Source organism: Streptomyces sp. NPDC046831 (assembly GCF_040645305.1).
Classification (GTDB): Bacteria; Actinomycetota; Actinomycetes; order Streptomycetales; family Streptomycetaceae; genus Streptomyces.
Genome location: NZ_JBEYXZ010000020.1, coordinates 77,373 through 102,894 on the forward strand (window position 1 = coordinate 77,373; position 25,522 = coordinate 102,894).

Here is a 25,522-nt window from a genome sequence, read left to right on the forward strand (position 1 = left end):
CCCTCCCGTGCTTCCATCGCGCCAGGAGGCATATCAGATGGCTGACGACCGACAGCAGGATTCCCCTTCCCCACCGACCGCGCCGCGGCGCCGTGTGCTGGCCGCGGCCGCCCTGGCCCCCGTGCTCGCCGGGGCGCCGGCCGGCACCGCCCGCGCCCTGCCGGCCGGACCGCGCCACAGCGCCCCCGTCCAGCCCGTGCGGACCGGGCCGGCGGACTGGACCGACGTCGGCCGGGCCCTCGGCGCGCCGGGCGGCATGGTGCGGTTCATGTACCACACGGGCTTTCCGCGCCGCGATCTCACGGTGCACTCGCGCGGCGTCCGGATCCACCCCGCGCTCGCGCTGGGTACGCACGTGTCCTTCGTCCGCTACGCCGACCACAGCACGCTCATGATGGGCGACGCCGTGGTCACCGAGCACGAACTCCAGCGCTTCGTCGACGCGCTGCAGGAGCACGGGATCGAGCAGACCGCGCTGCACAAGCACCTGCTCCACCACGAGCCGGACCTCTGGTGGGTGCACCTGCACGCCCACAGCCACGACCCGGTCACCGTCGCCCGCGGGCTGCGCGCGGCGCTCGGGCGCACCGCCACCCCGCTGACCGGGCCCGCGGCTCCGGCCCTCCGCATCGACCTGGACACGGCCGCGATCGACGCCGCGCTGGGCGCCCGGGGCACCGCCGACGAGGACGTCCACAAGGTCACCTTCGTGCGCCGGGAGACCATCGTCGACGGCCGGCTGGCCCTGCCGCCGGGGCTGGGCGCCACCACCGCGCTGAACTTCCAGCCGCTCGGCGCCGGCCGGGCCGCGGTCAGCGGCGACCTGGTGCTGACCGCCGCGGAGACCCAGCCCGCCCTGCGGGCCCTGCGGCGCGGCGGGATCGAACTCGTCGAACTGCACCACCACAACCTGACCGACGAACCACGCCTGTTCTTCGTCCACCTGTGGGCCGTCGGTGACGCCGTGAGAATCGCCCGGCGCCTGAGGAGCGCCGTGGACACCACCAACGTCGCACCCGTCCTGGGAGGAGCAGGCTGATGACCGGTGACAGGGAGACGCTCACCTGCCCGTTCGACCACAGCGAGGCCCTGGAGTTCGACCCCGCGCTCGCGGACCTGATGGGCCGCGACCGCGTCACCAGGATCCGCCTTCCCTACGGGGAGGCCGACGCCTGGCTGGTCACCGGCTTCGACGCGGTCAAGCGCGTGACCACCGACCAGCGGCTGAGCCGGGCGGGCATCATCGGCCAGGACTACCCGCGGATGACCCCGGAACCGATCGTCTCGCCCGAGTCGGTCAACGTGATGGACCCGCCGCACAGCAGCCGCGTGCGCCACCTGGCCTCACAGGCCTTCACCCAGCAGCAGGCCGACCGCATGCGGCACCGGATCGTCCGGCTCGCGGACTCCCTGCTGGACCAAATGGAGCAGGCGGGCCCGCCGGCGGACCTGGTCCAGCACCTGTCCAACCCGCTGCCCCAGCACACCATCCTGGACCTCCTCGGCATCGAGCGGGAGGAGTGGCCCCGGATGCAGGAGTCCGTGCACCAGCTGCTCGTCGTCGGCCCGGACAGCAAGCAGGCCGCCGCGAACGCCAAGGCCGACCTGACGGCCTACTTCGCCAAACTCGTCGACCAGCGCCGCGACTCCCCCGGCGAGGACCTGATCAGCGCGATGGCCGCGGCGCGGGACGGCGAGGACCAGCTCGACGACAGGGAACTGGCCGTTATGGCGCTGACGCTGGCCCTCAGCGGCCAGGACACGGCGACGTGCGAGATCAGCGACATCGTGTACCTGCTCCTGACCCGCCCCGGGCTGGCCGACCACCTCAGGCGCCGGCCCGAGACCCTGACCGACGTCCTGCACGAGATGCTCCGCTACATCCCCTTCCGCAAGGGCGTCGGCATCCCCCGGGTGGCGCTGGAGGACCTGGAGCTGGACGGCGTGCACATCCGGGCGGGCGACTTCGTCCACGTCTCCTACCTCGCGGCCAACCGCGACCCGGAGCGCTATCCGGACCCGCACGTCATCGACCCCGGCCGGCCCAACCGCCCGCACATGACGTTCGGCTGGGGCGGTCACCGGTGCATCGCGGTGGCCCTGGCCATGGCGGAGCTCGAAGTGGCCGTCGGGCGGCTCCTGGAGCGGTTCCCCGGGCTGCGGCTCGCGGTGCCGCCGGAGCAGGTGCGGTGGGACACGGAGACGATCCGCCGGTTCCCGCTGGAGCTGCCGGTGGCCTGGTAGGAACGTCTGCCGGGCCGCAGCAGTCGCCGCAGCCGTGCCCCGGGCTCATCGGGGCCGCCAAAGCGGCCGTTGCAGTACCGACTGCTGCATGACGAGCAGGGACACCGCCGGCGCCCCCAGCAGGCCGAGCCGCCGCTGGGGGAGCGGGCGCAGGCACGCCTCGGCGCGCCCCCACCGTCCCGTCGGCGAGCCGGGTCATGCCGGTGGGGCGGCCGGGGGCCTGCGGGCGGTCAGGAACGCCTGCGGGGTCGACTCCCCGAGCGCCGGGTCCCGCTCGCGGACCGTCCGGGAGAGCAGCTCGAACCCGGCCGCTTCCAGCAGCTCGGCCATCTGGTCCGGGCGGCGGCGGTGGAAGTCGAGGGACACCGGGTGGCCGAACGCGTCGTCCAGGTGGAGGGAGGCGTCCCCGGCCTGGAAGGCGACGAGGAGGTGGCCGCCGGGGGCCAGGACGCGGAAGAGCTCCGCGAACAGGCCGGGTACCCGGTCCAGGGGGGTGTGGATGACCGAGTACCAGGCGACCGCGCCCGCCAGGGCGCCGTCCGGCACGTCCAGCACGGGCATCGCCCCCTGCTCGAAGCGGATCCCCGGGTGCAGCCGGCGGGCCAGCTCCACCATCCGCTGCGACAGGTCGACGCCGAAGACGGGCAGTCCGAGCCCGGCCAGGAACGCGGTGATCCGGCCCGGGCCGCAGCCGAGGTCGGCCACCGGGCCGTCGGGCGACCCGTGCGCCACGAGGTCCGCGAACCCGGTCAGCAGCGCCCGGTCCAGTGGCCGCCGGGCCAGGTGGTCGCCGAAGTGGTCGTCGTAGTCCTCGGCCACGGTGTCGTAGAACAGCCGGGTCCGGGTCAGGAAGTCGTCGCTGTCGGTCACGGTGTCGGTCATGGTGGCGGACCCTACCGGCGGGCGCCGACGACGCGTCCGGGCGAGATGCGCCGGGGTACTGCTTCAGCCATTGGGCCGTTCGGGAAGCGGCGTCCCCCAGTCGGCCCTACCGGTCACCGGGGGCGCGGAAGAACCGCGCGGGGAGAAATTGGCCGAGAATTCACCGGAAGGCGACGCGAACGGGTGAGGCGGCACGAACGGGTGACCCGGGGTGGAAACGCGCCGGGCGGTGCCGGGAAAAGGCAGGAGCCCCGCTGCCGAAAGGCGCGGGGCTCCTTGGGTACTGCAATCAGATTCGGTTACTGCGCGCGAACGCTCAGACCGGGGTGACGTTCTCCGCCTGCGGGCCCTTGGGACCCTGGGTGACGTCGAAGGACACCTGCTGGTTCTCTTCGAGAGAGCGGAAACCGCTGGCGTTGATCGCGGAGTAGTGAACGAAGACGTCGGGGCCGCCGCCTTCCTGGGCGATGAAACCAAAGCCCTTTTCGGCGTTGAACCACTTCACGGTTCCGGTAGCCATAAGCCCTCCTTGGGCTCAAAGGGTCGCCCTGCTCCAGAGCCCTGCAAGTGTGAAAACGATATCGCCGCACAACTGCATACGTCTGAAAACGACCAGAGCCCGCGGTTACATGCTCCGCAGGCTCTGTACTGCAAGGGAAACCAAAACTGCAACTTGCGGCGAGCCTAGCATGCGCGCGGCCAAAAGCAATAGAGGTCAAGATCACGTCACCCGGATGTTTGAACCTTCTGGCCATAGGTTGACGGTCCGTGTCGGAGGCGGAGCCGGCTCGCGGGGCAGGGCGCCCGAGGGGGCGGAGACGGGACCCCGCCGGGCAGGGGGCACGAGGGGGCGGAGACGGGACCCCGCCGGGCAGGGTCTAGCCTCACGACGTGGACAATGCTCGCATCCGGCCGCGCGTCGGCCACATCCAGTTCCTGAACTGCCTGCCCCTGTACTGGGGGCTCGCGAGGACCGGCACGCTCCTCGACTTCGAGCTCACGAAGGACACCCCGGAGAAGCTCAGCGAGAAGCTGGTGCAGGGAGATCTCGACATCGGGCCGATCACCCTGGTCGAGTTCCTCAAGCACGCGGACGATCTGGTCGCCTTCCCCGACATCGCCGTCGGCTGCGACGGACCGGTCATGTCCTGCGTGATCGTCTCGCAGGTCCCGCTCGACCGGCTGGACGGCGCCCGCGTCGCCCTCGGCTCGACCTCCCGCACATCCGTGCGCCTGGCCCAGCTGCTGCTGGCCGAGCGGTACGGCGTGGCGCCCGACTACTACACCTGCCCGCCCGACCTGAGCCTGATGATGCAGGAGGCGGAGGCCGCGGTGCTCATCGGGGACGCCGCCCTGCGCGCCAACCTGCTGGACGGGCCGCGCTACGGCCTCCAGGTCCACGACCTGGGCGCCCTGTGGAAGGAATGGACGGGTCTGCCGTTCGTCTTCGCGGTCTGGGCGGCGCGCCGTGACTACTTCGAGCGCGAGCCGGCCATCACCCGCACCGTGCACGAGGCGTTCCTGGCCTCCCGCAACCTCTCCCTGGAGGAGGTGTCCAAGGTCGCCGAGCAGGCGGCCCGCTGGGAGGCCTTCGACGAGCAGGTGCTGGAACGGTACTTCACCACCCTCGACTTCCGGTTCGGCGAGCCGCAGCTGCGCGCGGTCGCCGAGTTCGCCCGCCGCGTCGGACCGACGACCGGCTTCCCGGCGGACGTGAAGGTGGACCTGCTCCAGCCCTGACGGGACCCGGGACCACGGGAGGGGCGGCCCGGGGCACGCCGCCAACCGGCGCGCACAGCCTGGCGTCTGCCCCTCACAGCCGCTGGCGTAGGCTGGTTCGGTCCGTCCACACCCCTTGACGAAAGGGACGCCGGTGACCGAGAAGGCCGACCTCCAGTCCGTCCTCGACCGTGCCGCCGCGGGCGGGCGGATCAGCCCGGAGGAGGCGCTCGACCTCTACCGGGACGCCCCGCTGCACGCCCTGGGTGCCGCCGCCGACGCGGTGCGCCGCCGCCGGTACGCGGGCACCGAGCACATCGCCACGTACATCATCGAGCGCAACATCAACTACACGAACGTGTGCGTCACGGCGTGCAGGTTCTGCGCCTTCTACGCGGCCCCGAAGGACACGGACAAGGGCTGGACGCGCGACCTGGACGACATCCTGCGCCGCTGCGCCGAGACCGTCGAGCTCGGCGGGACGCAGATCATGTTCCAGGGCGGTCACCACCCGGACTACGGCGTCGAGTACTACGAGAAGCACTTCCGGGCGATCAAGGAGGCGTTCCCGCAGCTCGTCATCCACAGCCTGGGGGCGTCCGAGGTCGAGCACATGGCGCGGATCTCCGGTGTGAGCGTGGAGGAGGCGATCACCCGCATCCACGAGGCCGGCCTCGACTCCTTCGCCGGTGCCGGCGCCGAGCTGCTGCCCGAGCGCCCGCGCAAGGCCATCGCCCCGCTGAAGGAGTCCGGCGAGCGCTGGCTGGAGATCATGGAGACCGCGCACCGGCTGGGCGTGGAGTCCACCTCCACCATGCTGATGGGCACCGGCGAGACCAACGCCGAGCGCATCGAGCACCTGCGGATGATCCGGGACGTCCAGGACCGCACGGGCGGCTTCCGTGCCTTCATCCCGTACACCTACCAGCCGGAGAACAACCACCTGAAGGGCCGCACGCAGGCCACCCTCTTCGAGTACCTGCGGATGATCGCCATCGCGCGGCTGTTCCTCGACAACGTCGCGCACATCCAGGGCTCGTGGCTGACCACTGGCAAGGACGTCGGGCAGCTCACCCTGCACTACGGCGCCGACGACCTCGGCTCGATCATGCTCGAGGAGAACGTCGTCTCCTCCGCCGGCGCCCGCCACCGCTCCAACCGCATGGAGATCATCGAGCTGATCCGCACGGCGGGGCGGGTCCCGGCGCAGCGCTCCACGACGTACGAGCACCTCGTCGTGCACGACGACCCGGCGAACGACCCGGTCGACGACCGCGTGATGTCGCACATCTCCTCCACGGCGATCACCGGCGGGACGGCGCACCCGGAGCTGAAGCTCCTGGCCTCCAACTGACCGGCCCGTGCTGACGATTCACGCGGCTCAGGCGTTCCGGCGCGCCTGGGACGCGGCTCCGCTGCCGGGCGGCGCCGTCGCCGTCGAGGGTTCCCGGGTGGCCGCCGTGGGCGGTCTCGCGGAGCTGGAGCGGCGGTTCCCGGGCGCCCGGGTACGGCGCTGGCCGGGCGTCCTCGGCCCGGGCCGCGTCCACGAAGGGCCGCTGCCGGACGCACCCAGTCCGCGCGAGCGGGTGCACGCGGTGCTGAAGCTCGGTGCCACGGCCGTGCTGGCGGAGCATGTGAGCGCGCCGGAACTGCGCGGTGCGGCCGAGCGCAACGACGTCATCGTCCTGCCGGGTCCGCGTCCGGCGGCCGTCGTCGAGGGCGGGCGCGCCGACCTCGCCGTCCTGGACGGCACCGGCGCCTGCGTCGCCACGGTCTGCGCGGGGCGACTGGTGCACCGGCGCCGCTGAGGTCTGCCGGGCCGGGACCCGCCCGGCGCCTCTCCGCCGGGCGCCGCGGACATCAAGACAGACATCGCTCAAGTGGCGTCGCGAGTGCGGCTGTTCGGTGCCCCGTCCGATCGCCGGCGCGTCGGGGCGTGGCCACGCGAAGTCCTCGTGCGGGTCCGGGGGCGCACGACGAGCCCGTCGCGGGAGCGGGCGGATTGCGGTGTGCCCGGTCCGCGCCGTCGGGTCCGCCCCTGACACAATGGGCCCGTGACCCGCGCATCCCTGGAGAAGCAGCCGCACGAAGTCGCCTCGATGTTCGACGGCGTGGCGGAACGGTACGACCTGACCAACGACGTGCTGTCCCTCGGACAGGACCGGCGCTGGCGCAAGGAGGTCGCCAGGGCGGTCGACGCCCGGCCCGCGCAGAAGGTCCTCGACCTCGCCGCCGGGACGGCCACCTCCTCGCTGCCCTTCACCCGCGCCGGCGCGTACGTCGTCCCGTGCGACTTCTCGCTCGGCATGCTCCAGGTCGGCAAGCGCCGCAACGCCTGGCTGCCCTTCACGGCGGGCGACGCGACGAGGCTGCCGTTCAAGGACGACACCTTCGACGCCGTCACCATCTCCTTCGGGCTGCGCAACGTGCAGGCGACGGACACCGCCCTGCGGGAGATGCACCGGGTGACCAAGCCGGGCGGCCGGGTGGTCATCTGCGAGTTCTCGCACCCGACGTGGACGCCGTTCCGCACCGTCTACACCGAGTACCTGATGCGCGCGCTGCCGCCGGTGGCGCGGGCGGTGTCGTCCAACCCCGACGCGTACGTCTACCTCGCGGAGTCCATCCGCGCCTGGCCCGACCAGCCGGCGCTGGCCGAGCGGCTGCGCGGGGCGGGCTGGTCGAAGGTGGCCTGGCGGAACCTGTCCGGCGGGATCGTGGCCCTGCACCGGGGCTTCAAGGAGAGCTGAGCCGCCGCGGAGCCGCCTGCCGACCGAGCCGGTGCTCGGCCGCAGGGTCGTTGTCCGGCCGGGCCGCCGCGCCGCTGTCCTCCGGCCGAGCCGGCGCGCGGTCGCCTTCCCGGCGGTCCGGTGCGCACCCGCCCTCGGTCGGGAGCCGCACCGTTGTCCCTCCGGCCGATTCGCCGCGCGGTCGCCGAACGGGGCGAGCCGGGCGCAGCCGCGCGGCCGTCCTCCGGCCGGGAGCCGAACCGCTGTCATGCGACCGAGTCGCCGCGCGGTCGCCTTCCCAGCGAGCCGGTGCTCGGCCGCAGGGTCGTTGTCCGGCCGGGCCGCCGCGCCGCTGTCCTCCGGCCGAGTCGGCGCGCGGTCGCCTTCCCGGCGAGCCGGTGCTCGGCCGCCCTTCGGACGGGAGCCGCGAGGCGGCCGCTGCGCGGACGCCCTCCGGGCCCGCCCCGGCCGCGGCAGTCGCGTCCGGGGCGTCTCAGTGGACGACGGCCAGCGGATCGTCCGGCTCGCCGGCCTCGCGCCGCATCCCGCCGCCGGGCGGACGCGGCACGCGCGGCTCGCGGACCCCCGCTCCGCCGCCGCCCTCGCCCTCGCCGTGGTCGAACCAGACGGTGACCACGGCGCCGCGCGGCACCTCCGCGCCCGGCAGCGGGTACTGCCGTACGACGTGGTCCACGACGGTGTGCGGGAAGTCGGGCCGGTCGGGCGCGGCCAGCAGGACGCCGCGTGCCGCGGCCGTCTCGCGTGCGTCCACGGCCATCAGGCCGACCAGACGCGGCACGCGTACTCCCGGTGTCCTGGGTGCTATGTACACAGACGTCACCCCCCAGCGGTACCGGCAGGGTAACTCCGCCCGCGCACCGGCCGGAAGCGTTCTGTGCCTTTCTGTGACAGTCGGCTACCCACCGTCACAGGTCGAGCCGGTAGCAGTGCCCCTCCCGCCGCGAGGTGGGCGTCACGAAGGTCTCGGCGAGACGCATGCCCAGGCGCTGCGTCACCGCGATCGACCGGGCGTTGCGGGAGTCGACCATCGCCACCACGCGCGGCACGCCCGCCGCCCGCAGGCGTTCGAGCGTCATCTGCGCGGCCGCGGTGACGTAGCCCCGGCCCCAGTGCGCCCGGCCGAGCCGCCAGCCGATCTCCGTCTCGCCCTCCGGACCCCACGCGTGCGGCCACGGCTGGGCGCCGGTGAACCCGATGACCTCGCCCGCCTCGTCGAGCACGGTCCACAGGCAGAAGCCGCGCTCGGCGTCGTGCCGGCGCTGGCGGGCGGTGAGCTCCTCGTACACGGACAGCTCCGCCGCCCGGCCGCCGTGGAACTCCATGACCTCCGGGTCGTCGAAGGTCCGGTGCCAGGCGACGGCGTCCTCGTCCGTGGGGACGCGGAGCCGTACGACGGGGAGAGCTCGGTTCACGGGGGCAGCCCTTCAGCGGGGTGATCAATTCTGCTGCATAGACTGCCCATGTCCAGTGCCCGCCGGCACGCAGATTTCGAACCTGGGGAGATCCCGCCGTGACCGAGCCCCTCTCCGACAACACCGCCGATGTGATCGTCGTGGGCGCGGGGCCAGCCGGCTCCACCACCGCGTACCACCTGGCCCGGGCCGGACTCGACGTACTCCTGCTGGAGAAGACCGAGTTCCCGCGGGAGAAGGTCTGCGGCGACGGACTCACCCCGCGTGCCGTCAAGCAGCTCGTGGCCATGGGCATCGACGTCTCCGAGGAGGCCGGCTGGCTGCGCAACAAGGGGCTGCGCATCATCGGCGGCGGCGTCCGCCTCGAGCTGGACTGGCCGGATCTGGCCTCCTTCCCCGACTACGGACTCGTGCGCAGGCGCGACGACTTCGACGAGCAGCTCGCCCGGCAGGCGCAGAAGGCCGGCGCGCGCCTGTACGAGCGCTGCAACGTCTCCGGCCCGGTCTTCGACGACCGCACCGGCCGCATCACCGGTGTCACCGCCCGGCTCGGCGAGGAGAAGCGGGAGGTCACCTTCCACGCGCCGCTCGTCGTCGCCGCCGACGGCAACTCCACCCGGCTCTCGCTGGCGATGGGCCTGCACCGCCGGGAGGACCGTCCGATGGGCGTCGCCGTGCGGACGTACTTCACGAGCCCGCGTCACGACGACGACTACCTGGAGTCCTGGCTGGAGTTGTGGGACCGGCGCGGCCCGCAGGACCGGCTGCTCCCCGGCTACGGCTGGATCTTCGGCATGGGCGACGGCACCTCCAACGTCGGCCTAGGCGTGCTCAACACCTCCGACTCCTTCAAGGAGCTGGACTGGCGGGAGGTCCTCAAGGCCTGGTGCGCGTCCATGCCGGAGGACTGGGGCTACACCCCGGACAACATGACCGGCCCGGTCCGCGGCGCCGCGCTACCCATGGCCTTCAACCGCCAGCCGCACTACACCAAGGGCCTGCTGCTCGTCGGCGACGCGGGCGGGCTGGTGAACCCCTTCAACGGCGAGGGCATCGCCTACGCCATGGAGTCCGGCCAGATCGCCGCCGACGTCATCGTCCAGGCCCACGCCCGCGCGACGCCGGGCCAGCGCGAACTCGCCCTGCAGCGCTACCCGCGGGTCCTGAAGGACACCTACGGCGGCTACTACACGCTGGGCCGCGCCTTCGTGAAGCTCATCGGCAACCCGAAGGTCATGCAGATCGCCACCCAGCGCGGCCTGACCCACCCGCTGCTGATGAAGTTCACCCTCAAGCTCCTCGCCAACCTCACCGACCCGACCGGCGGCGACGCGATGGACCGCATCATCAACGGACTGAGCAAGGTGGCGCCGAAGGCGTGAGCCGCCGAGCCCGTCAGAGGACGTGTGAAGGGCGCCCGCCGGTGCGGCGGGCGCCCTTCACGCGTGGCCGGGCCGTCCGCGGCCCGGCGGGCATGCCGGAAGGGCCGCTGCCCCCGAGCGGCTGCGGCCCTTCGTCCCGTACGGCGTGCGGGGTGCCCGTCAGAGCACGCGCACCGCGCCCGAGGCGGGGTAGCCGGACAGGTCCTGGATGACGACGCCCTTGGAGGGGTTGGCGGCGTCCAGGTACTGGCCGTTCCCGATGTAGACGCCGACGTGGTAGGCGGAGCCCTTGGCACCCCAGTAGAGGATGTCGCCGACCTGGAGGTTGGACAGGGACACCTCGGTGCCGACCGTCGACTGGTCCTGCGAGACGCGCGGCAGGTCGACACCGACCTGCTTGAACGCGGCCTGCACGAGGCCGGAGCAGTCCCACGCGTTGGGGCCGGTGGCGCCCATGACGTACGCGTCGCCCACCTGGGCTTTGAGGAAGGCGACCACCGTGGCCACGCTGCCGCCGGCCGGAGCGGAGACGGACGTGGAGACGGACGGGGAGGCGGACGTCGTGGCGGTGGAGAGCGCGACGCGCTCCGTGGAGCGGGAGGCGGCCGCGGCGGCGGCCCGGCGGGCCTCCTCGGCCTTCTCCTTGGCCGCGGCCTTCTTCTTGGCCTCCGCGAGGTCCTTCCTGGCCTCTGCGGCGGCCTTCGCGGCGGCGGCGTCGCGCTCGGCCCGCAGCTCGTAGTTCGCGGCGGCCTGCTGGGTGGCGTCCGCCGACTCGGCGACCTGGGCGGCCAGGTCAGCCGTCAGGGCGGGCAGTTCGATGGTCTGCGTCACCGGCTCGGCGGCGTTCGCCGAGGAGGCCGACGCACCGGCGACTGCCATGGTGCTGAGAACACCACTGGCAACCCCGGCCCGCATCGCGATCTTCGACGCGTTACGGCGGGGCTTCCGGTGGCTGCGTATGTGAGCGGTGTGGGACATGGAAACAACCGGTACCAGGGGCTCCTTCATATCTTCAAGGAACGTGTGGTGCGCCACATTTACTCAATCGGCGGCGTGAAAGCCGGTGCCGGTGTTCTTTATTGACACCTTAACGGACATTGCGGACCTCGGTGATCATGCGTGTGATCATAGTGTTTCGCTGTTACGCCCGAATTGCCCCGCGCCTACCACTGGTTGGGGTCGTTGGCCAAGCCCGGTTCTCGGAGGGCTCTCGTGAATGTGGCGGAGGTCACGGAATGGCCGCCATGACGGGGGTGTCTGCTTGCGGGTGTCCGGGAGTGGCGGCCGACGGGTCCGACGATGCGTCAGGCTCGGGTGGACCTGACAGGCAATCAGCGTTTTGCGCGCTCTTCGGACCATCTGGGGGTTTTGGTGTCGTTGGCCTCAGTGGTGCAGATGAAGACGGTGTGACCGAAGCGGCCGATTGTGGACGCTGTGACCGATGTGGCCGCTGGGTCGTTGCACAGGGGGCACCGGCCCTTTCGTGCTCGTTCCGCCGTTCGTGCTCATCCCGCCCTTCACGGGGGCCGCGCCCGCCGCACCCGCCGCGCGTTCCGCACGGGTCGCGCCTTGTCCGCCCTTCGCGAACGCCGGCCGGCGGTGGCCGGGGGGACGGCCGGGGCGGCGCGCCCGGGCGCGCCGCCGGCTTGTGAAGGGGGGAACGTGTCCACTTCGCGGGCCGGAGGTCCCTCTGAGGTGTGAAAAGTGGCTCTATACCAAGGGGTTGACGCTGTCCGCCACTTTGCGCCGGACCCACCGCATCTGATAGTGCGCACCCTCTCCGACCAGCGATGACGAGGGCGGATGTGACCGCTGGTGACCGCTCGGGTGCTTCGCGTGCGAAGATCACTGCTCATCCGGCTTCATGATCGTTCGTCAGGTGGTGGAGATCACAAAGATCGTGGAATACCCCGTGTCGCAGATCACAGACCCACAGGCATAAGATGCGTGTCAGTTGGGCTTGTGACCTGCTTCACATGTTCCCGATCTTCGCGGGATCAGCGGGGCTCCGGGACGGGGGAGGAGGGCGTGGGCCCGGCGGACCTCCCCCAAGGTCTCGGCTCCGCTCGACCAGGGGAGACCCCAAGCAGTCAGTGCCGACTGAGAGGAGCGAGGAGCGGTGAACGCGTATGCGCCCATCCTCGTACTGGGAGCCCTCGGGGCAGGCTTTGCGATCTTCTCCGTGGTCATGGCCACGCTGATCGGTCCGAAGCGGTACAACCGCGCCAAGCTCGAGGCCTACGAGTGCGGCATCGAGCCGACCCCCACACCGGCCGGTGGCGGGCGTTTCCCCATCAAGTACTACCTGACGGCGATGCTCTTCATCGTCTTCGACATCGAGATCGTCTTCCTCTACCCCTGGGCCGTCACCTTCGACGCCCTGGGTGTCTTCGGGCTCGTGGAGATGCTGCTCTTCGTGCTCACCGTCTTCGTCGCGTACGCGTACGTATGGCGGCGCGGCGGCCTGGAATGGGACTGAGGGGCTTGTAAACGACATGGGACTCGAAGAAAAGCTGCCGAGCGGTTTCCTGCTGACCACCGTCGAGCAGGCCGCGGGCTGGGTGCGCAAGGCGTCCGTCTTCCCGGCCACGTTCGGCCTCGCCTGCTGCGCCATCGAGATGATGACCACCGGGGCCGGGCGCTACGACCTGGCGCGCTTCGGCATGGAGGTCTTCCGCGGCTCGCCGCGCCAGGCGGACCTGATGATCGTCGCGGGCCGGGTCAGCCAGAAGATGGCGCCCGTCCTGCGGCAGGTCTACGACCAGATGCCCAACCCGAAATGGGTGATCTCCATGGGCGTCTGCGCCTCCTCGGGCGGCATGTTCAACAACTACGCGATCGTCCAGGGCGTCGACCACATCGTCCCGGTCGACATCTACCTGCCCGGCTGCCCGCCCCGCCCCGAGATGCTGATGGACGCGATCCTCAAGCTCCATCACAAGATCCAGAACTCCAAGCTCGGCGTGAACGCGGAGGAAGCGGCCCGCGAGGCGGAGGAGGCGGCGCTCAAGGCCCTGCCCACGATCGAGATGAAGGGGCTGCTGCGGTGAGCGACGCGCACGGCAACGGCACGAACGGCGCCGGCGGGCCCGCGAACGGGGTGAACCCCGAGAAGGACCTCTCCGCCGAGAACCTCCCCGGCCGGCGGGGCCGGGGCGGCGAGGAGATCCGCGTCCAGCGCGGCATGTTCGGCGCCAACAACGGCGGGGACACCTCCGGTTACGGGGGTCTGGTCCGCTCGGTCCGGCTCCCGGGACCGGCGAGCCGCCCCTACGGCGGCTGGTTCGACGAGGTCGCCGACGAACTCGAGGGCGCGCTGGAGGAGCAGGGACTCCTGCCCGGCAACGCGATCGAGAAGACGGTCGTCGACCGCGGCGAGCTCACCTTCCACATCGAGCGCGAGCACCTGGTGCGCGTCGCCCGCACCCTGCGCGACGACCCGGCCCTGCGCTTCGAGCTGTGCACCGGCGTCAGCGGCGTGCACTACCCGCAGGACAAGGGCCGCGAGCTGCACGCCGTGTACCACCTGCGCTCGATCACCCACAACCGGCTGATCCGCCTGGAAGTCAGCGCCCCGGACAGCGAGCCGCACATCCCGTCGCTGGTCTCCGTCTACCCGACCAACGACTGGCACGAGCGCGAGACCTACGACTTCTTCGGGATCGTCTTCGACGGTCACCCGGCCCTGACGCGGATCATGATGCCGGACGACTGGCAGGGCCATCCGCAGCGCAAGGACTACCCCCTCGGCGGCATCCCCGTCGAGTACAAGGGCGCCCAGATCCCGGCTCCGGACCAGCGGAGGTCGTACTCGTGAGCACTCCCAACCCGTCGCCCGGCCACCACCCCTCAACGAGTCCCTCCGGGACCACCTCCTCGATGGCATCCGCCCGGCCCTCGACCGACCCCGGCTCCACGGGTGCCTCCGGCGCGCAGAGCTCCGTCCGGGAGACGACGGAGGGCACCGTCTACACGGTCACCGGCGGCGACTGGGACGAGGTCGTCCAGTCCGCGGCCCGCGCCGACGACGAGCGCATCGTCGTCAACATGGGCCCGCAGCACCCCTCCACGCACGGGGTGCTCCGCCTGATCCTGGAGATCGAGGGCGAGACCGTCACCGAGGCCCGCTGCGGCATCGGCTACCTGCACACCGGCATCGAGAAGAACCTCGAGTTCCGCACGTGGACGCAGGGCACCACCTTCGTCACGCGCATGGACTACCTGACGTCCTTCTTCAACGAGACCGCCTACTGCCTCGCCGTCGAGAAGCTCCTCGGCGTCGAGGACCAGATCACCGAGCGGGCGAAGATCATCCGGGTGCTCCTGATGGAGCTGAACCGGCTCTCCTCCCACCTGGTCTGCATCGCCACCGGCGGCATGGAGCTGGGCGCCACCACGATCATGATCTACGGATTCCGTGATCGTGAAATGATTCTCGACCTCTACGAGCTCATCACGGGCCTGCGGATGAACCACGCGTACATCCGCCCCGGCGGACTCGCGCAGGACCTGCCGCCCGGCGCGGTGGACCAGATCCGCGAGTTCGTGAAGAAGATGAACAAGAGCCTCCCGGAGTACGACAAGCTCGCCACCGGGAACCCCATCTTCAAGGCCCGCATGCAGGACATCGGCTACCTCGACCTGGCCGGCTGCATGGCCCTCGGCGCCACCGGCCCCATCCTGCGCGCCGCCGGCCTGCCGCACGACCTGCGCAAGACCCAGCCGTACTGCGACTACGAGACGTACGACTTCGAGGTCCCGACCGCCGACAGCTGCGACGCCTACGGCCGCTTCCTGATCCGCCTGGAGGAGATGCGCCAGTCGCTCGGGATCGTCGAGCAGTGCCTGGACCGGCTCCAGCCCGGCCCGGTCATGGTCGCCGACAAGAAGATCGCCTGGCCCGCCCAGCTCGCCCTGGGACCCGACGGCCTCGGCAACTCCCTCGACCACATCAAGAAGATCATGGGCACCTCCATGGAGGCCCTGATCCACCACTTCAAGCTGGTCACCGAGGGCTTCCGCGTCCCGCCGGGACAGGCCTACGCGGCGGTCGAGTCGCCCAAGGGCGAACTCGGGGTGCACGCCGTGTCCGACGGCGGCACCCGCCCCTACCGGGTCCACTTCCGCGACCCGTCCTTCACCAACCTGCAGGCCATGGCGGCGATGTGCGAGGGCGGCCAGGTCGCCGACGTCATCGTCGCCGTGGCGTCCATCGACCCCGTGATGGGAGGCGTCGACCGGTGACCACCAGTTCCTCGGAGCGGGGCGTCAGCCTGGGCATGCCCGAACTGCCCGCGCCCGACTACCCGGACGACGTCCGGACCCGGCTGGAGGCCGACGCGCGGGAGATCGTCGCCCGCTACCCGGACTCACGGTCCGCGCTGCTGCCCCTGCTGCACCTGGTGCAGTCGGAGGAGGGGCACGTCACGCGCACCGGCATGCGGTTCTGCGCGGAGGTGCTCGGCCTGACCACGGCCGAGGTCACCGCCGTCGCCACCTTCTACACCATGTACCGGCGCCGGCCCTCCGGCGACTACCAGGTGGGCGTGTGCACCAACACGCTGTGCGCGGTGATGGGCGGCGACGCCATCTTCGAGAGCCTCCAGGAGCACCTCGGCGTCGGCAACGGCGGCACCACCGACGACGGCAAGGTCACCCTGGAGCACATCGAGTGCAACGCGGCCTGCGACTACGCGCCGGTCGTGATGGTCAACTGGGAGTTCTTCGACAACCAGACCCCGGCGAGCGCAAAGCGCCTCGTCGACGACCTCCGCGCCGGACGGCCCGTGTCGCCCACGCGCGGCGCGCCCCTGTGCACCTTCAAGGAGACCGCCCGCATCCTGGCCGGCTTCCCCGACGAGCGTGAGGGCGCCACGGAGGCCGGTGGCAGCGCCGGACCCGCCTCGCTGGCGGGCCTGCGGCTGGCCAGGGGGGAGGCCGGGCCCGCGCGCGTGGTCCACCCGCGCGACGGCGGACCGCACGACGAGCCGCACGGCACCGTGCACCGGCCGTCGCCGGCGGAGCACCTGAGCTCCCACGACGCGCCGCAGGACACGTCGGCCTCCGACCCCGCCCACCCGTCGCCCACCACCCGTGACGGAGGGACCCCGCCCGGCCCCTCCGGCGCCGCGGGGACCACCGCAGAGGAGGGGGAGTGATGACGTTGGCGACCGAAGACGGCGGCACCGCACGCCCCGGCGCGGACAGCAGCCCCGAGAAGCTGCTCGCGCCCGTGCTGTCCGCCTTCTGGGACGAGGACGGGTCCTGGACGCTGGACGTGTACCGGCGCCACGAGGGCTACGAGGGACTGCGCAAGGCGCTCACGATGTCCCCGGACGAGGTCATCGCGTACGTCAAGGAGTCCGGTCTGCGCGGCCGCGGCGGCGCCGGCTTCCCCACCGGCATGAAGTGGCAGTTCATCCCGCAGGGGGACGGCAAGCCGCACTACCTCGTCGTCAACGCCGACGAGTCGGAGCCGGGCACCTGCAAGGACATCCCGCTCCTCTTCGCGAACCCGCACAGCCTCATCGAGGGCATCGTGATCGCCTGCTACGCCATCAGGTCGTCGCACGCCTTCATCTACCTGCGCGGTGAGGTCGTCCCCGTCCTGCGGCGGCTGCACTCGGCCGTCCGCGAGGCGTACGCGGCGGGCTACCTCGGCAGGAACGTCCTCGGCAGCGGACTCGACCTCGACCTGACCGTGCACGCCGGGGCCGGCGCGTACATCTGCGGCGAGGAGACCGCGCTGCTCGACTCGCTCGAGGGCCGCCGCGGCCAGCCGCGGCTGCGCCCGCCCTTCCCCGCCGTCGCGGGCCTGTACGCGTGCCCGACCGTGGTGAACAACGTCGAGTCGATCGCGTCGGTGCCGGCGATCCTGCACCACGGCAAGGACTGGTTCAGGTCGATGGGCAGCGAGAAGTCCCCGGGCTTCACGCTGTACTCGCTCAGCGGCCACGTCGCGAGCCCCGGCCAGTACGAGGCCCCGCTCGGCATCACGCTGCGCCAGCTGCTCGACATGAGCGGCGGCATGCGGCCGGGCCACCGGCTGAAGTTCTGGACCCCGGGCGGCTCCTCGACCCCGATGTTCACCGAGGAGCACCTCGACGTCCCCCTCGACTACGAAGGGGTCGGGGCCGCCGGCTCCATGCTCGGCACCAAGGCCCTGCAGTGCTTCGACGAGACGACCTGCGTGGTGCGGGCGGTGACCCGCTGGACCGAGTTCTACGCCCACGAGTCCTGCGGCAAGTGCACCCCGTGCCGTGAGGGCACGTACTGGCTGGTGCAGCTGCTGCGGGACATCGAGGCCGGCAAGGGCGACCCGTCCGACCTCGACAAGCTCGCCGACATCGCCGACAACATCAACGGCAAGTCCTTCTGCGCCCTCGGCGACGGCGCCGCCTCGCCGATCTTCTCCTCACTGAAGTACTTCCGCGAGGAGTACGAGCAGCACATCACGGGCCGGGGCTGCCCCTTCGACCCGGCCAGGTCGACGGCCTGGGCCGACCGCACGGAGGTGAACGCATGACCGTGACCACCAGCGCTCCCTCCGGAGGGGGCGAGGCGGCTCTCCCGCCCGAGGACCTCGTCACGCTGACGATCGACGGCGCCGAGATCAGCGTGCCCAAGGGCACCCTGGTCATCCGCGCCGCCGAGCAGCTCGGCATCGAGATCCCCCGCTTCTGCGACCACCCCCTGCTCGACCCGGCCGGCGCCTGCCGCCAGTGCATCGTCGAGGTGGAGGGCCAGCGCAAGCCCATGGCGTCCTGCACGATCACGTGCACGGACGGGATGGTGGTGAAGACCCAGCTCACCTCGCCGGTCGCCGAGAAGGCGCAGCACGGCGTGATGGAGCTGCTGCTCATCAACCACCCGCTGGACTGCCCCGTCTGCGACAAGGGCGGCGAGTGCCCGCTGCAGAACCAGGCCATGTCGCACGGCAACGCCGAGTCCCGCTTCGAGGGCCGCAAGCGGACCTTCGAGAAGCCCGTGGCGATCTCCACGCAGGTGCTGCTCGACCGAGAGCGGTGCGTGCTGTGCGCCCGCTGCACCCGGTTCTCCAACCAGGTCGCGGGCGACCCGATGATCGAGCTGATCGAGCGCGGCGCGCTCCAGCAGGTCGGCACCGGTGAGGGCGACCCGTTCGAGTCGTACTTCTCCGGCAACACCATCCAGATCTGCCCGGTCGGCGCCCTCACCTCGGCGGCGTACCGGTTCCGCTCCCGCCCCTTCGACCTGGTCTCCTCGCCGTCGGTCTGCGAGCACTGCTCCGGCGGCTGCGCCACCCGCACCGACCACCGGCGCGGGAAGGTCATGCGGCGGCTCGCCGCGAACGACCCCGAGGTCAACGAGGAGTGGATCTGCGACAAGGGGCGCTTCGCGTTCCGGTACGCGCAGACGAGGGACCGGCTCCGGACGCCCCTGCTGCGCAACCCCGAGGGCGAGCTGGTGCCGGCCTCCTGGCCGGAGGCGCTGCAGATCGCCGCCCAGGGCCTGCTGGCGTCGCGGGGCCGCACCGGTGTCCTCACCGGCGGCCGCCTGACCGTCGAGGACGCCTACGCCTACAGCAAGTTCGCGCGCGTGGCGCTCGACACCAACGACATCGACTTCCGCGCGCGCGTGCACTCCACCGAGGAGGCCGACTTCCTGGCCGCCCGGGTCGCCGGCCGCGGACACGACGTCGACGGCACGGGCGTGACGTACACCGCCCTGGAGAAGGCGCCGGCCGTCCTGCTCGCCGGGTTCGAGTCCGAGGAGGAGGCACCCGGGGTCTTCCTGCGGCTGCGCAAGGCCTGGCGCAAGCACGGCCAGCAGGTGTTCGCGCTGGCCACGCACGCCACGCGCGGCCTGCGGAAGGCGGGCGGCACGCTGCTGCCGGCCGCGCCGGGCACCGAGACCGAGTGGCTGGACGCGCTCGCCGCCGGGGCCGGCCTCGACGAGGACGGCGCGAAGGCCGCCGAGGCGCTGCGCGCCGAGGGCGCCGTCATCGTCGTCGGCGAGCGGCTGGCCGGTGTCGCCGGCGGTCTCACCGCCGCCGTGCGGGCCGCCTCCGCGACCGGCGCCCGCCTGGTGTGGATCCCGCGCCGGGCCGGTGAGCGCGGCGCCGTCGAGGCGGGCGCGCTGCCGTCGCTGCTGCCCGGCGGGCGCCCGGCGACCGACCCGCGGGCGCGGGAGGAGGTCGCCGCCCTGTGGGGCGTCGCCGCACTGCCGCACCGCTACGGCCGGGACACCGGCCGGATCGTCGAGGCCGCCGCGCAGGGCGACCTGCAGGCCCTGCTCGTCGCGGGCGTGGAGATCGCCGACCTGCCCGACCCGGCCCGTGCGCGTGCCGCGCTCGCCGAGGTCGGCTTCCTGGTGTCGCTGGAGCTGCGGCCCAGCGAGGTCACCGAGCACGCCGACGTCGTGCTGCCGGTGGCCGCAGTCGCCGAGAAGGCCGGCGCCTTCCTCAACTGGGAGGGCAGGGTCCGCTTCTTCGAGGCGGCGCTCAAGCCCGACCAGATGACCCACCGCCCGGCCCCGTCCGACGCGCGCGTCCTGCAGATGCTCGCCGACGCGATGGACGTCCACCTGGGACTGCCGGACCTGCGCACCGCGCACGCCGAGCTGGACCGGCTCGGCACCTGGACCGGGCCGCGCGCCTGCGACCCGGTCGAGACCGGGCGCCCGCTGCCCCGGCCCGCCGCCGGGGAGGCCGTGCTCGCGGGCCACCGGCTGCTGCTCGACCTGGGCGTCCTGCAGCAGGGCGACGAGGCGCTCGCCGGGACCCGGCACGCCGCCCGCGCGCGGGTGGCGGCCGCCACGGCCGCCGAGGCGGGCGTCAAGGACGGCGACACCCTCGCCGTCACCGGCCCCGCCGGAACCGTCGAACTCCCTCTGGAGATCACCGACATGCCCGACCGGGTGGTCTGGCTGCCGCTGAACTCCACCGGCACGGGCGTCGCCTCCGGCACCGGGGCGCAGCCCGGCTCCCTCGTCCGCATCGGCCCGGCGACGCTCGCCGGCGAGGCCCCCAAGGAGGTGGAGGCATGAGCCGGTACCTCGCCGCCGAAGACCTCTCGATGTTCGGCACCGACCCCTGGTGGCTGGTCGTCGTCAAGGCGGTCTTCTGCTTCGCGTTCCTGATGGTGACCGTGCTGTTCTCCATCGTCTGGGAGCGCAAGGTCGTCGCCTGGATGCAGCTGCGCATCGGCCCGAACCGGCACGGCCCCTGGGGCATGCTCCAGTCGCTCGCCGACGGCGTGAAGCTGATGCTCAAGGAAGACCTCGTCGTCAAGCGCGCCGACAAGGTGGTGTACGTCCTCGCGCCGATCGTCGCGGCGATCCCCGCCTTCATGGCGATCGCGGTGATCCCCTTCGGGCCCGCGGGCAACGAGGTCTCGATCTTCGGCCACCGCACCGCGATGCAGCTGACCGACCTGCCGATCGCGATGCTCTACATCCTCGCGGTCGCCTCGGTCGGCATCTACGGCATCGTCCTCGCGGGCTGGAGCTCCGGCTCGACCTACCCGCTGCTGGGCGGCCTGCGCTCCTGCGCGCAGATGATCTCCTACGAGATCGCGATGGGCGCCGCGTTCGCCTCCGTGTTCCTCTACTCGGGCTCGATGTCGACGTCGACGATCGTCGAGCAGCAGCACGACCGCTGGTTCATCCTGCTGCTGCCGGTCTCCTTCGTCCTCTACGTCGTCACGATGGTCGGCGAGACCAACCGCGCCCCGTTCGACATGCCGGAGTCCGAGGGCGACCTGGTCGGCGGCTTCAACACCGAGTACTCGTCCATCAAGTTCGCGATGTTCATGCTCGCCGAGTACGTGAACATGGTGACCGTCTCGGCCGTGTCGACCACGCTCTTCCTGGGCGGCTGGCGGGCCCCGTGGCCGATCAGCACCTTCTGGGAGGGCGCGAACCACGGCTGGTGGCCGCTGCTCTGGTTCGTGGTCAAGGTCCAGCTGCTGCTGTTCTTCTTCATCTGGCTGCGCGGCACGCTCCCGCGCGTCCGCTACGACCAGCTGATGAAGCTCGGCTGGAAGGTCCTCATCCCGGTCTCGGTGACCTGGCTGATGCTCGTCGCCACCGTGCGCACCCTCAGGAACGAGCGCTACGACTTCGCCGACATCGCGCTCTACGTCGGCGGCGGTGTCCTGGCCCTCCTGCTGCTGTCCTTCGTCGCCGACCTGTTCCGCGAGAAGGCGAAGCCGGCCGAGGGGCCCGCCGGCGAGCCGGCCGCCTTCGACCCGATGGCCGGCGGCTTCCCCGTGCCGCCGCTGCCGGGGCAGGAGCTGCCGCCGGTGCCGCGGCGCCGCTCGCGGTGGGGAGAACGCGAGCTGATTGTCAGTGGCGGAACGGACACTGTCAGTGACGGATCTCTGGAGGGAAAGGAGGCGTCCGATGGCTGAGGAGCCCCAGGAGGCCGGGCGGACGAAGCCCGGCTTCCAGAACCCCGTGGCCGGCTTCGGCGTGACCTTCAAGGCCATGTTCAGGAAGCGGCTGACCGAGCAGTACCCGGAGCAGAAGAAGACCACGGCTCCGCGCTTCCACGGACGGCACCAGCTCAACCGCCATCCGGACGGCCTGGAGAAGTGCGTCGGCTGCGAGCTGTGCGCCTGGGCCTGCCCCGCCGACGCCATCTACGTGGAGGGCGCGGACAACACCGACGAGGAGCGCTACTCGCCGGGCGAGCGGTACGGCCGCGTCTACCAGATCAACTACGCCCGCTGCATCCTGTGCGGGCTGTGCATCGAGGCGTGCCCGACGCGCGCGCTGACGATGACCAACGAGTTCGAGCTGGCCGACTCCAGCCGCGCGAACCTGATCTACACCAAGGAGCAGCTGCTCGCCGGCCTCGAAGACACCATGGTGGACACACCGCACGCCATCTACCCCGGCATGGACGAACAGGACTACTACCGGGGCCTGGTGACGGAGGCCGCGCCCGGCACGGTGCGCCAGGTCGCCGTCTCCAACGGCGAGACGCCGCAGGAGGCGTCGTCCACCTTCGGCGCGGACGAGCCGGCCTCCAAGAAGGTGATCGGCCGATGACCGCGCAGCTCGCCGCCTACTCCACCTCCACCGGAGAGGCCTTCCAGTTCTGGGTGCTCGGCACGGTCGCCGTGATCGGCGCCCTGTGCACCGTGTTCATGAAGAGGGCCGTGCACAGCGCGCTGTGCCTGGCCGGCACCATGATCGTCCTGGCGGTGTTCTACCTCGCCAACGGCGCCTACTTCCTGGGCGTCGTGCAGATCGTCGTCTACACCGGCGCGATCATGATGCTGTTCCTGTTCGTGGTGATGCTCGTCGGCGTCACCGCCGCGGACTCCCTGAAGGAGACCATCAAGGGCCAGCGCTGGCTCGCCCTGCTGTGCGGGGCCGGCTTCGGCATCCTGCTGATCGCGGGCATCGCCAACGCCTCCCTGAAGGACTTCAACGGCATCGGCCGGGCGAACGCGAACGGCAACGTGGAGGGGCTGGCGTCCCTCATCTTCACCAAGTACGTCTTCGCCTTCGAGATCACCGGCGCCCTGCTGATCACGGCCGCCGTCGGCGCCATGGTGCTCACGCACCGCGAGCGCACCGAGCGGGCCAGGACCCAGCGGGAGCTGTCCGAGCAGCGCGTGCGCGAGGGGACGTACGTGCCGCCGCTGCCGGCGCCCGGCGTCTACGCCCGGCACAACGCGGTGGACATCGCGGGCCTGCTGCCCGACGGCACCCCCTCCGAGCTCACGGTCAGCAAGACCCTGCGCGAGCGGGGCCAGATCCGTGACGTCTCCACGGAGGCGCTGAACGACCTGAGGGCCCTGGAGCAGCGGGCCGAGGACCGGCTGGAGCGGAAGGCGATCGACCCTCCGCACTTCAAGCGGGCCGAGGAGGCGTCGAAGTGAACCCCGTCAACTACCTGTACCTCGCCGCCCTGTTGTTCACGATCGGCGCCACCGGCGTGCTGATCCGGCGCAACGCCATCGTGGTCTTCATGTGCATCGAGCTGATGCTGAACGCCTGCAACCTCGCGTTCGTCGCCTTCTCCCGGATGCACGGCAACCTCGACGGCCAGATCATCGCCTTCTTCACGATGGTCGTCGCCGCCGCGGAGGTCGTGGTGGGCCTCGCGATCATCGTGTCGCTGTTCCGTTCCCGCCACTCGGCCTCGGTCGACGACGCCAGCCTGATGAAGCTGTAAGGGGTCGGAAGAATCGTGGAGAACCTGATCGCGCTGCTCGTCGCGGCGCCCCTGCTCGGAGCGGCCGTCCTCCTGGTCGGCGGCCGGCGCCTCGACGCCGTCGGCCACTGGCTCGGCACGCTGCTGTCGGCCGCGTCGTTCGTCATCGGCCTGGTGCTCTTCGCGGACCTCCTCGGCAGGGACGCCGAGGACCGCACCCTGATCCAGCACCTGTACACCTGGATCCCGGTCGAGAGCTTCCAGGCGGACGTCGCCTTCCGGCTCGACCAGCTCTCGATGACGTTCGTGCTGCTGATCACCGGCGTCGGCTCCCTGATCCACCTGTACTCGGTCGGGTACATGGAGCACGACGAGCGGCGCCGCCGCTTCTTCGGCTACCTCAACCTGTTCCTCGCGGCGATGCTGCTGCTCGTCCTCGCCGACAACTACCTGCTGCTGTACGTCGGCTGGGAGGGCGTCGGTCTCGCCTCCTACCTGCTGATCGGCTTCTGGCAGCACAAGCCCGGCGCGGCGACCGCGGCGAAGAAGGCCTTCCTGGTCAACCGGGTCGGCGACATGGGCCTGTCCATCGCCATCATGCTGATGTTCACCACGTTCGGGACGTTCGCCTTCGGGCCGGTCCTCGACGGCGCGGCGGACACCTCGGAGGGCAGGCTCACCGCGATCGGCCTGATGCTGCTGCTCGCCGCGTGCGGCAAGTCCGCCCAGGTGCCGCTGCAGTCCTGGCTCGGGGACGCGATGGAGGGCCCGACACCGGTCTCCGCCCTCATCCACGCCGCGACCATGGTGACCGCGGGCGTCTACCTCATCGTCCGCTCCGCGGCCGTCTTCAACGGCGCCCCCGACGCACAGCTCGTGGTCACCGTCGTCGGCGCCGTCACGCTCCTGTTCGGTGCGATCGTCGGTTGCGCGAAGGACGACATCAAGAAGGCGCTGGCCGGCTCGACCATGTCGCAGATCGGCTACATGGTGCTGGCCGCCGGCCTCGGCCCCATCGGCTACGTCTTCGCGATCATGCATCTGGTGACGCACGGCTTCTTCAAGGCCGGGCTGTTCCTCGGTGCCGGTTCGGTCATGCACGGCATGAACGACGAGGTCGACATGCGCCGCTACGGCGGCCTGCGCAGGTACATGCCGCTCACGTTCGTCACGTTCGGCCTCGGCTACCTCGCCATCATCGGCTTCCCCGGCCTGTCCGGCTTCTTCTCCAAGGACCGGATCATCGAGGCGGCCTTCGCCAAGGGCGGCACCGAGGGCTGGATCCTCGGCGGCGCGGCCCTGCTGGGCGCGGCCATCACGGCGTACTACATGACGCGCGTGATGCTGATGACGTTCTTCGGCGAGGAGCGCTGGCGCAACCGGCCGACCCCGTCGCCGGCCGAGCCGGACGTGGAGCCGGCGGCCGAGGAGCGCGGCGCGCACGCGGAGCCCCACCCGCACGAGTCGCCCAAGGTCATGACGATCCCGATGATCGTGCTGGCCGTCGGGTCGGTCTTCGGCGGCGCGTTCTTCTCCCTCGGCGACCGTTTCCTGCACTGGCTGGAGCCGGTCACCGGGCACGAGGAGGGCCACCCGCCCGTCAGCGCGCTGACGGTCACCCTCGCCACCATGGTCTGCCTGGCCGTCGGCGTCGCCGTCGCCTACGCCCAGTACGGCCGCAAGCCCGTTCCGGCCGTCGCCCCGCGCGGCTCCCTGCTCACCCGGGCCGCCCGGCGCGACCTGCTCCAGGACGACTTCAACCACGTCGTCCTGGTCCGCGGCGGCGAGCACCTGACGCGCTCGCTGGTGTACCTCGACCACAGCCTGGTCGACGGCGTGGTCAACGGCACGGCGGCCTCGCTCGGCGGGCTGTCCGGACGGATGCGCCGGCTGCAGAACGGCTTCGCGCGCTCCTACGCGGTCTCGATGTTCGGCGGCGCGGCACTCCTGGTCGCCGCGACCCTGCTGATGAGGGCGGTCTGATAC

24 protein-coding genes are annotated in these 25,522 nt (G+C 71.4%); 19 read left to right on the forward strand and 5 right to left on the reverse strand.

Features of this window, described 5'->3' with window-relative positions; all coding sequences use genetic code 11:
* The first annotated feature begins 37 nt into the window (after nt 1-37).
* The gene (locus ABZ920_RS18705) at nt 38-1,039 is read left to right on the forward strand and encodes a DUF1259 domain-containing protein (RefSeq protein ID WP_361505687.1); all 1,002 of its coding nucleotides are present in this window, start codon (nt 38-40) and stop codon (nt 1,037-1,039) included.
* Nucleotides 1,039-2,244, forward strand: a complete 1,206-nt coding sequence (locus ABZ920_RS18710; protein ID WP_361505690.1) for a cytochrome P450 — start codon at nt 1,039-1,041, stop codon at nt 2,242-2,244. The genes ABZ920_RS18705 and ABZ920_RS18710 overlap by 1 nt, the downstream gene beginning before the upstream one ends.
* A 195-nt stretch (nt 2,245-2,439) precedes the next feature.
* Here the strand turns inward: ABZ920_RS18710 and ABZ920_RS18715 are convergent, their stop codons facing one another.
* A complete protein-coding gene (locus tag ABZ920_RS18715; RefSeq protein ID WP_361505693.1) occupies nt 2,440-3,126 on the reverse strand; it encodes a class I SAM-dependent methyltransferase in 687 nt (228 codons plus the stop codon).
* A gap of 316 nt (nt 3,127-3,442) precedes the next feature.
* On the reverse strand, nt 3,443-3,646 hold the full coding sequence (locus ABZ920_RS18720) for a cold-shock protein (protein WP_003992177.1): 204 nt from the start codon (nt 3,644-3,646) through the stop codon (nt 3,443-3,445).
* Between the two features lie 371 nt (nt 3,647-4,017).
* Here ABZ920_RS18720 and ABZ920_RS18725 point away from each other — a divergent pair, with 371 nt between their 5' ends.
* The 4 genes from ABZ920_RS18725 to ABZ920_RS18740 all read left to right on the forward strand — a co-directional run bounded on the left by ABZ920_RS18725 (nt 4,018) and on the right by ABZ920_RS18740 (nt 7,595).
* Nucleotides 4,018-4,866 carry a menaquinone biosynthesis protein gene (locus ABZ920_RS18725; RefSeq protein ID WP_361505696.1) on the forward strand — a complete coding sequence of 283 codons (849 nt, stop codon included), beginning with the start codon at nt 4,018-4,020 and terminating at the stop codon, nt 4,864-4,866.
* Between the two features lie 133 nt (nt 4,867-4,999).
* Complete coding sequence (gene mqnC / locus ABZ920_RS18730; RefSeq protein WP_361505699.1) at nt 5,000-6,199, forward strand: cyclic dehypoxanthinyl futalosine synthase; 1,200 nt, start codon at nt 5,000-5,002, stop codon at nt 6,197-6,199.
* A gap of 7 nt (nt 6,200-6,206) precedes the next feature.
* Complete coding sequence (locus ABZ920_RS18735; RefSeq protein WP_361505702.1) at nt 6,207-6,653, forward strand: hypothetical protein; 447 nt, start codon at nt 6,207-6,209, stop codon at nt 6,651-6,653.
* Nucleotides 6,654-6,899: 246 nt separating this feature from the next.
* Nucleotides 6,900-7,595 carry a demethylmenaquinone methyltransferase gene (locus ABZ920_RS18740; protein WP_361505705.1) on the forward strand — a complete coding sequence of 232 codons (696 nt, stop codon included), beginning with the start codon at nt 6,900-6,902 and terminating at the stop codon, nt 7,593-7,595.
* A gap of 472 nt (nt 7,596-8,067) precedes the next feature.
* Here the strand turns inward: ABZ920_RS18740 and ABZ920_RS18745 are convergent, their stop codons facing one another.
* Nucleotides 8,068-8,352 (reverse strand): PASTA domain-containing protein, encoded by a 285-nt coding sequence (locus ABZ920_RS18745; RefSeq protein WP_361505800.1) that lies wholly within the window; start codon nt 8,350-8,352, stop codon nt 8,068-8,070.
* A gap of 148 nt (nt 8,353-8,500) precedes the next feature.
* A complete protein-coding gene (locus ABZ920_RS18750; protein WP_361505708.1) occupies nt 8,501-9,007 on the reverse strand; it encodes a GNAT family N-acetyltransferase in 507 nt (168 codons plus the stop codon).
* A 98-nt stretch (nt 9,008-9,105) separates the two neighbouring features.
* Here ABZ920_RS18750 and ABZ920_RS18755 point away from each other — a divergent pair, with 98 nt between their 5' ends.
* The gene (locus tag ABZ920_RS18755) at nt 9,106-10,389 is read left to right on the forward strand and encodes a geranylgeranyl reductase family protein (protein WP_361505711.1); all 1,284 of its coding nucleotides are present in this window, start codon (nt 9,106-9,108) and stop codon (nt 10,387-10,389) included.
* A gap of 159 nt (nt 10,390-10,548) precedes the next feature.
* Here ABZ920_RS18755 and ABZ920_RS18760 read toward each other — a convergent pair whose 3' ends face one another.
* Nucleotides 10,549-11,397, reverse strand: coding sequence for a C40 family peptidase (locus tag ABZ920_RS18760; RefSeq protein WP_361505714.1), 849 nt, complete (start codon nt 11,395-11,397; stop codon nt 10,549-10,551).
* A gap of 1,111 nt (nt 11,398-12,508) precedes the next feature.
* Here ABZ920_RS18760 and ABZ920_RS18765 point away from each other — a divergent pair.
* From ABZ920_RS18765 to nuoL, 12 genes are all read left to right on the forward strand, one after another.
* Nucleotides 12,509-12,868 carry an NADH-quinone oxidoreductase subunit A gene (locus ABZ920_RS18765; protein ID WP_007383963.1) on the forward strand — a complete coding sequence of 120 codons (360 nt, stop codon included), beginning with the start codon at nt 12,509-12,511 and terminating at the stop codon, nt 12,866-12,868.
* Nucleotides 12,869-12,884: 16 nt separating this feature from the next.
* On the forward strand, nt 12,885-13,439 hold the full coding sequence (locus ABZ920_RS18770) for an NADH-quinone oxidoreductase subunit B (RefSeq protein ID WP_055635348.1): 555 nt from the start codon (nt 12,885-12,887) through the stop codon (nt 13,437-13,439).
* Nucleotides 13,436-14,206, forward strand: a complete 771-nt coding sequence (locus ABZ920_RS18775) for an NADH-quinone oxidoreductase subunit C (RefSeq protein ID WP_361505717.1) — start codon at nt 13,436-13,438, stop codon at nt 14,204-14,206. The genes ABZ920_RS18770 and ABZ920_RS18775 overlap by 4 nt, the downstream gene beginning before the upstream one ends.
* Nucleotides 14,207-14,268: 62 nt before the next feature.
* On the forward strand, nt 14,269-15,633 hold the full coding sequence (locus ABZ920_RS18780) for an NADH-quinone oxidoreductase subunit D (RefSeq protein WP_361505803.1): 1,365 nt from the start codon (nt 14,269-14,271) through the stop codon (nt 15,631-15,633).
* On the forward strand, nt 15,630-16,547 hold the full coding sequence (gene nuoE, locus ABZ920_RS18785) for an NADH-quinone oxidoreductase subunit NuoE (protein WP_361505720.1): 918 nt from the start codon (nt 15,630-15,632) through the stop codon (nt 16,545-16,547). Before ABZ920_RS18780 ends, nuoE begins: the two co-directional genes overlap by 4 nt.
* A complete protein-coding gene (gene nuoF / locus ABZ920_RS18790; RefSeq protein ID WP_361505723.1) occupies nt 16,547-17,914 on the forward strand; it encodes an NADH-quinone oxidoreductase subunit NuoF in 1,368 nt (455 codons plus the stop codon). Before nuoE ends, nuoF begins: the two co-directional genes overlap by 1 nt.
* A complete protein-coding gene (locus tag ABZ920_RS18795) occupies nt 17,911-20,415 on the forward strand; it encodes an NADH-quinone oxidoreductase subunit G (protein WP_361505725.1) in 2,505 nt (834 codons plus the stop codon). The genes nuoF and ABZ920_RS18795 overlap by 4 nt, the downstream gene beginning before the upstream one ends.
* Nucleotides 20,412-21,779, forward strand: a complete 1,368-nt coding sequence (nuoH, locus tag ABZ920_RS18800) for an NADH-quinone oxidoreductase subunit NuoH (RefSeq protein ID WP_361505728.1) — start codon at nt 20,412-20,414, stop codon at nt 21,777-21,779. The genes ABZ920_RS18795 and nuoH overlap by 4 nt, the downstream gene beginning before the upstream one ends.
* Nucleotides 21,772-22,422 (forward strand): NADH-quinone oxidoreductase subunit NuoI, encoded by a 651-nt coding sequence (gene nuoI / locus ABZ920_RS18805; protein ID WP_361505731.1) that lies wholly within the window; start codon nt 21,772-21,774, stop codon nt 22,420-22,422. The genes nuoH and nuoI overlap by 8 nt, the downstream gene beginning before the upstream one ends.
* Nucleotides 22,419-23,261 carry an NADH-quinone oxidoreductase subunit J gene (locus ABZ920_RS18810; protein WP_361505734.1) on the forward strand — a complete coding sequence of 281 codons (843 nt, stop codon included), beginning with the start codon at nt 22,419-22,421 and terminating at the stop codon, nt 23,259-23,261. The genes nuoI and ABZ920_RS18810 overlap by 4 nt, the downstream gene beginning before the upstream one ends.
* Complete coding sequence (gene nuoK, locus ABZ920_RS18815; RefSeq protein ID WP_003974374.1) at nt 23,258-23,557, forward strand: NADH-quinone oxidoreductase subunit NuoK; 300 nt, start codon at nt 23,258-23,260, stop codon at nt 23,555-23,557. The genes ABZ920_RS18810 and nuoK overlap by 4 nt, the downstream gene beginning before the upstream one ends.
* A gap of 15 nt (nt 23,558-23,572) precedes the next feature.
* The gene (gene nuoL, locus ABZ920_RS18820) at nt 23,573-25,519 is read left to right on the forward strand and encodes an NADH-quinone oxidoreductase subunit L (RefSeq protein WP_361505738.1); all 1,947 of its coding nucleotides are present in this window, start codon (nt 23,573-23,575) and stop codon (nt 25,517-25,519) included.
* Nucleotides 25,520-25,522 lie beyond the last annotated feature (3 nt).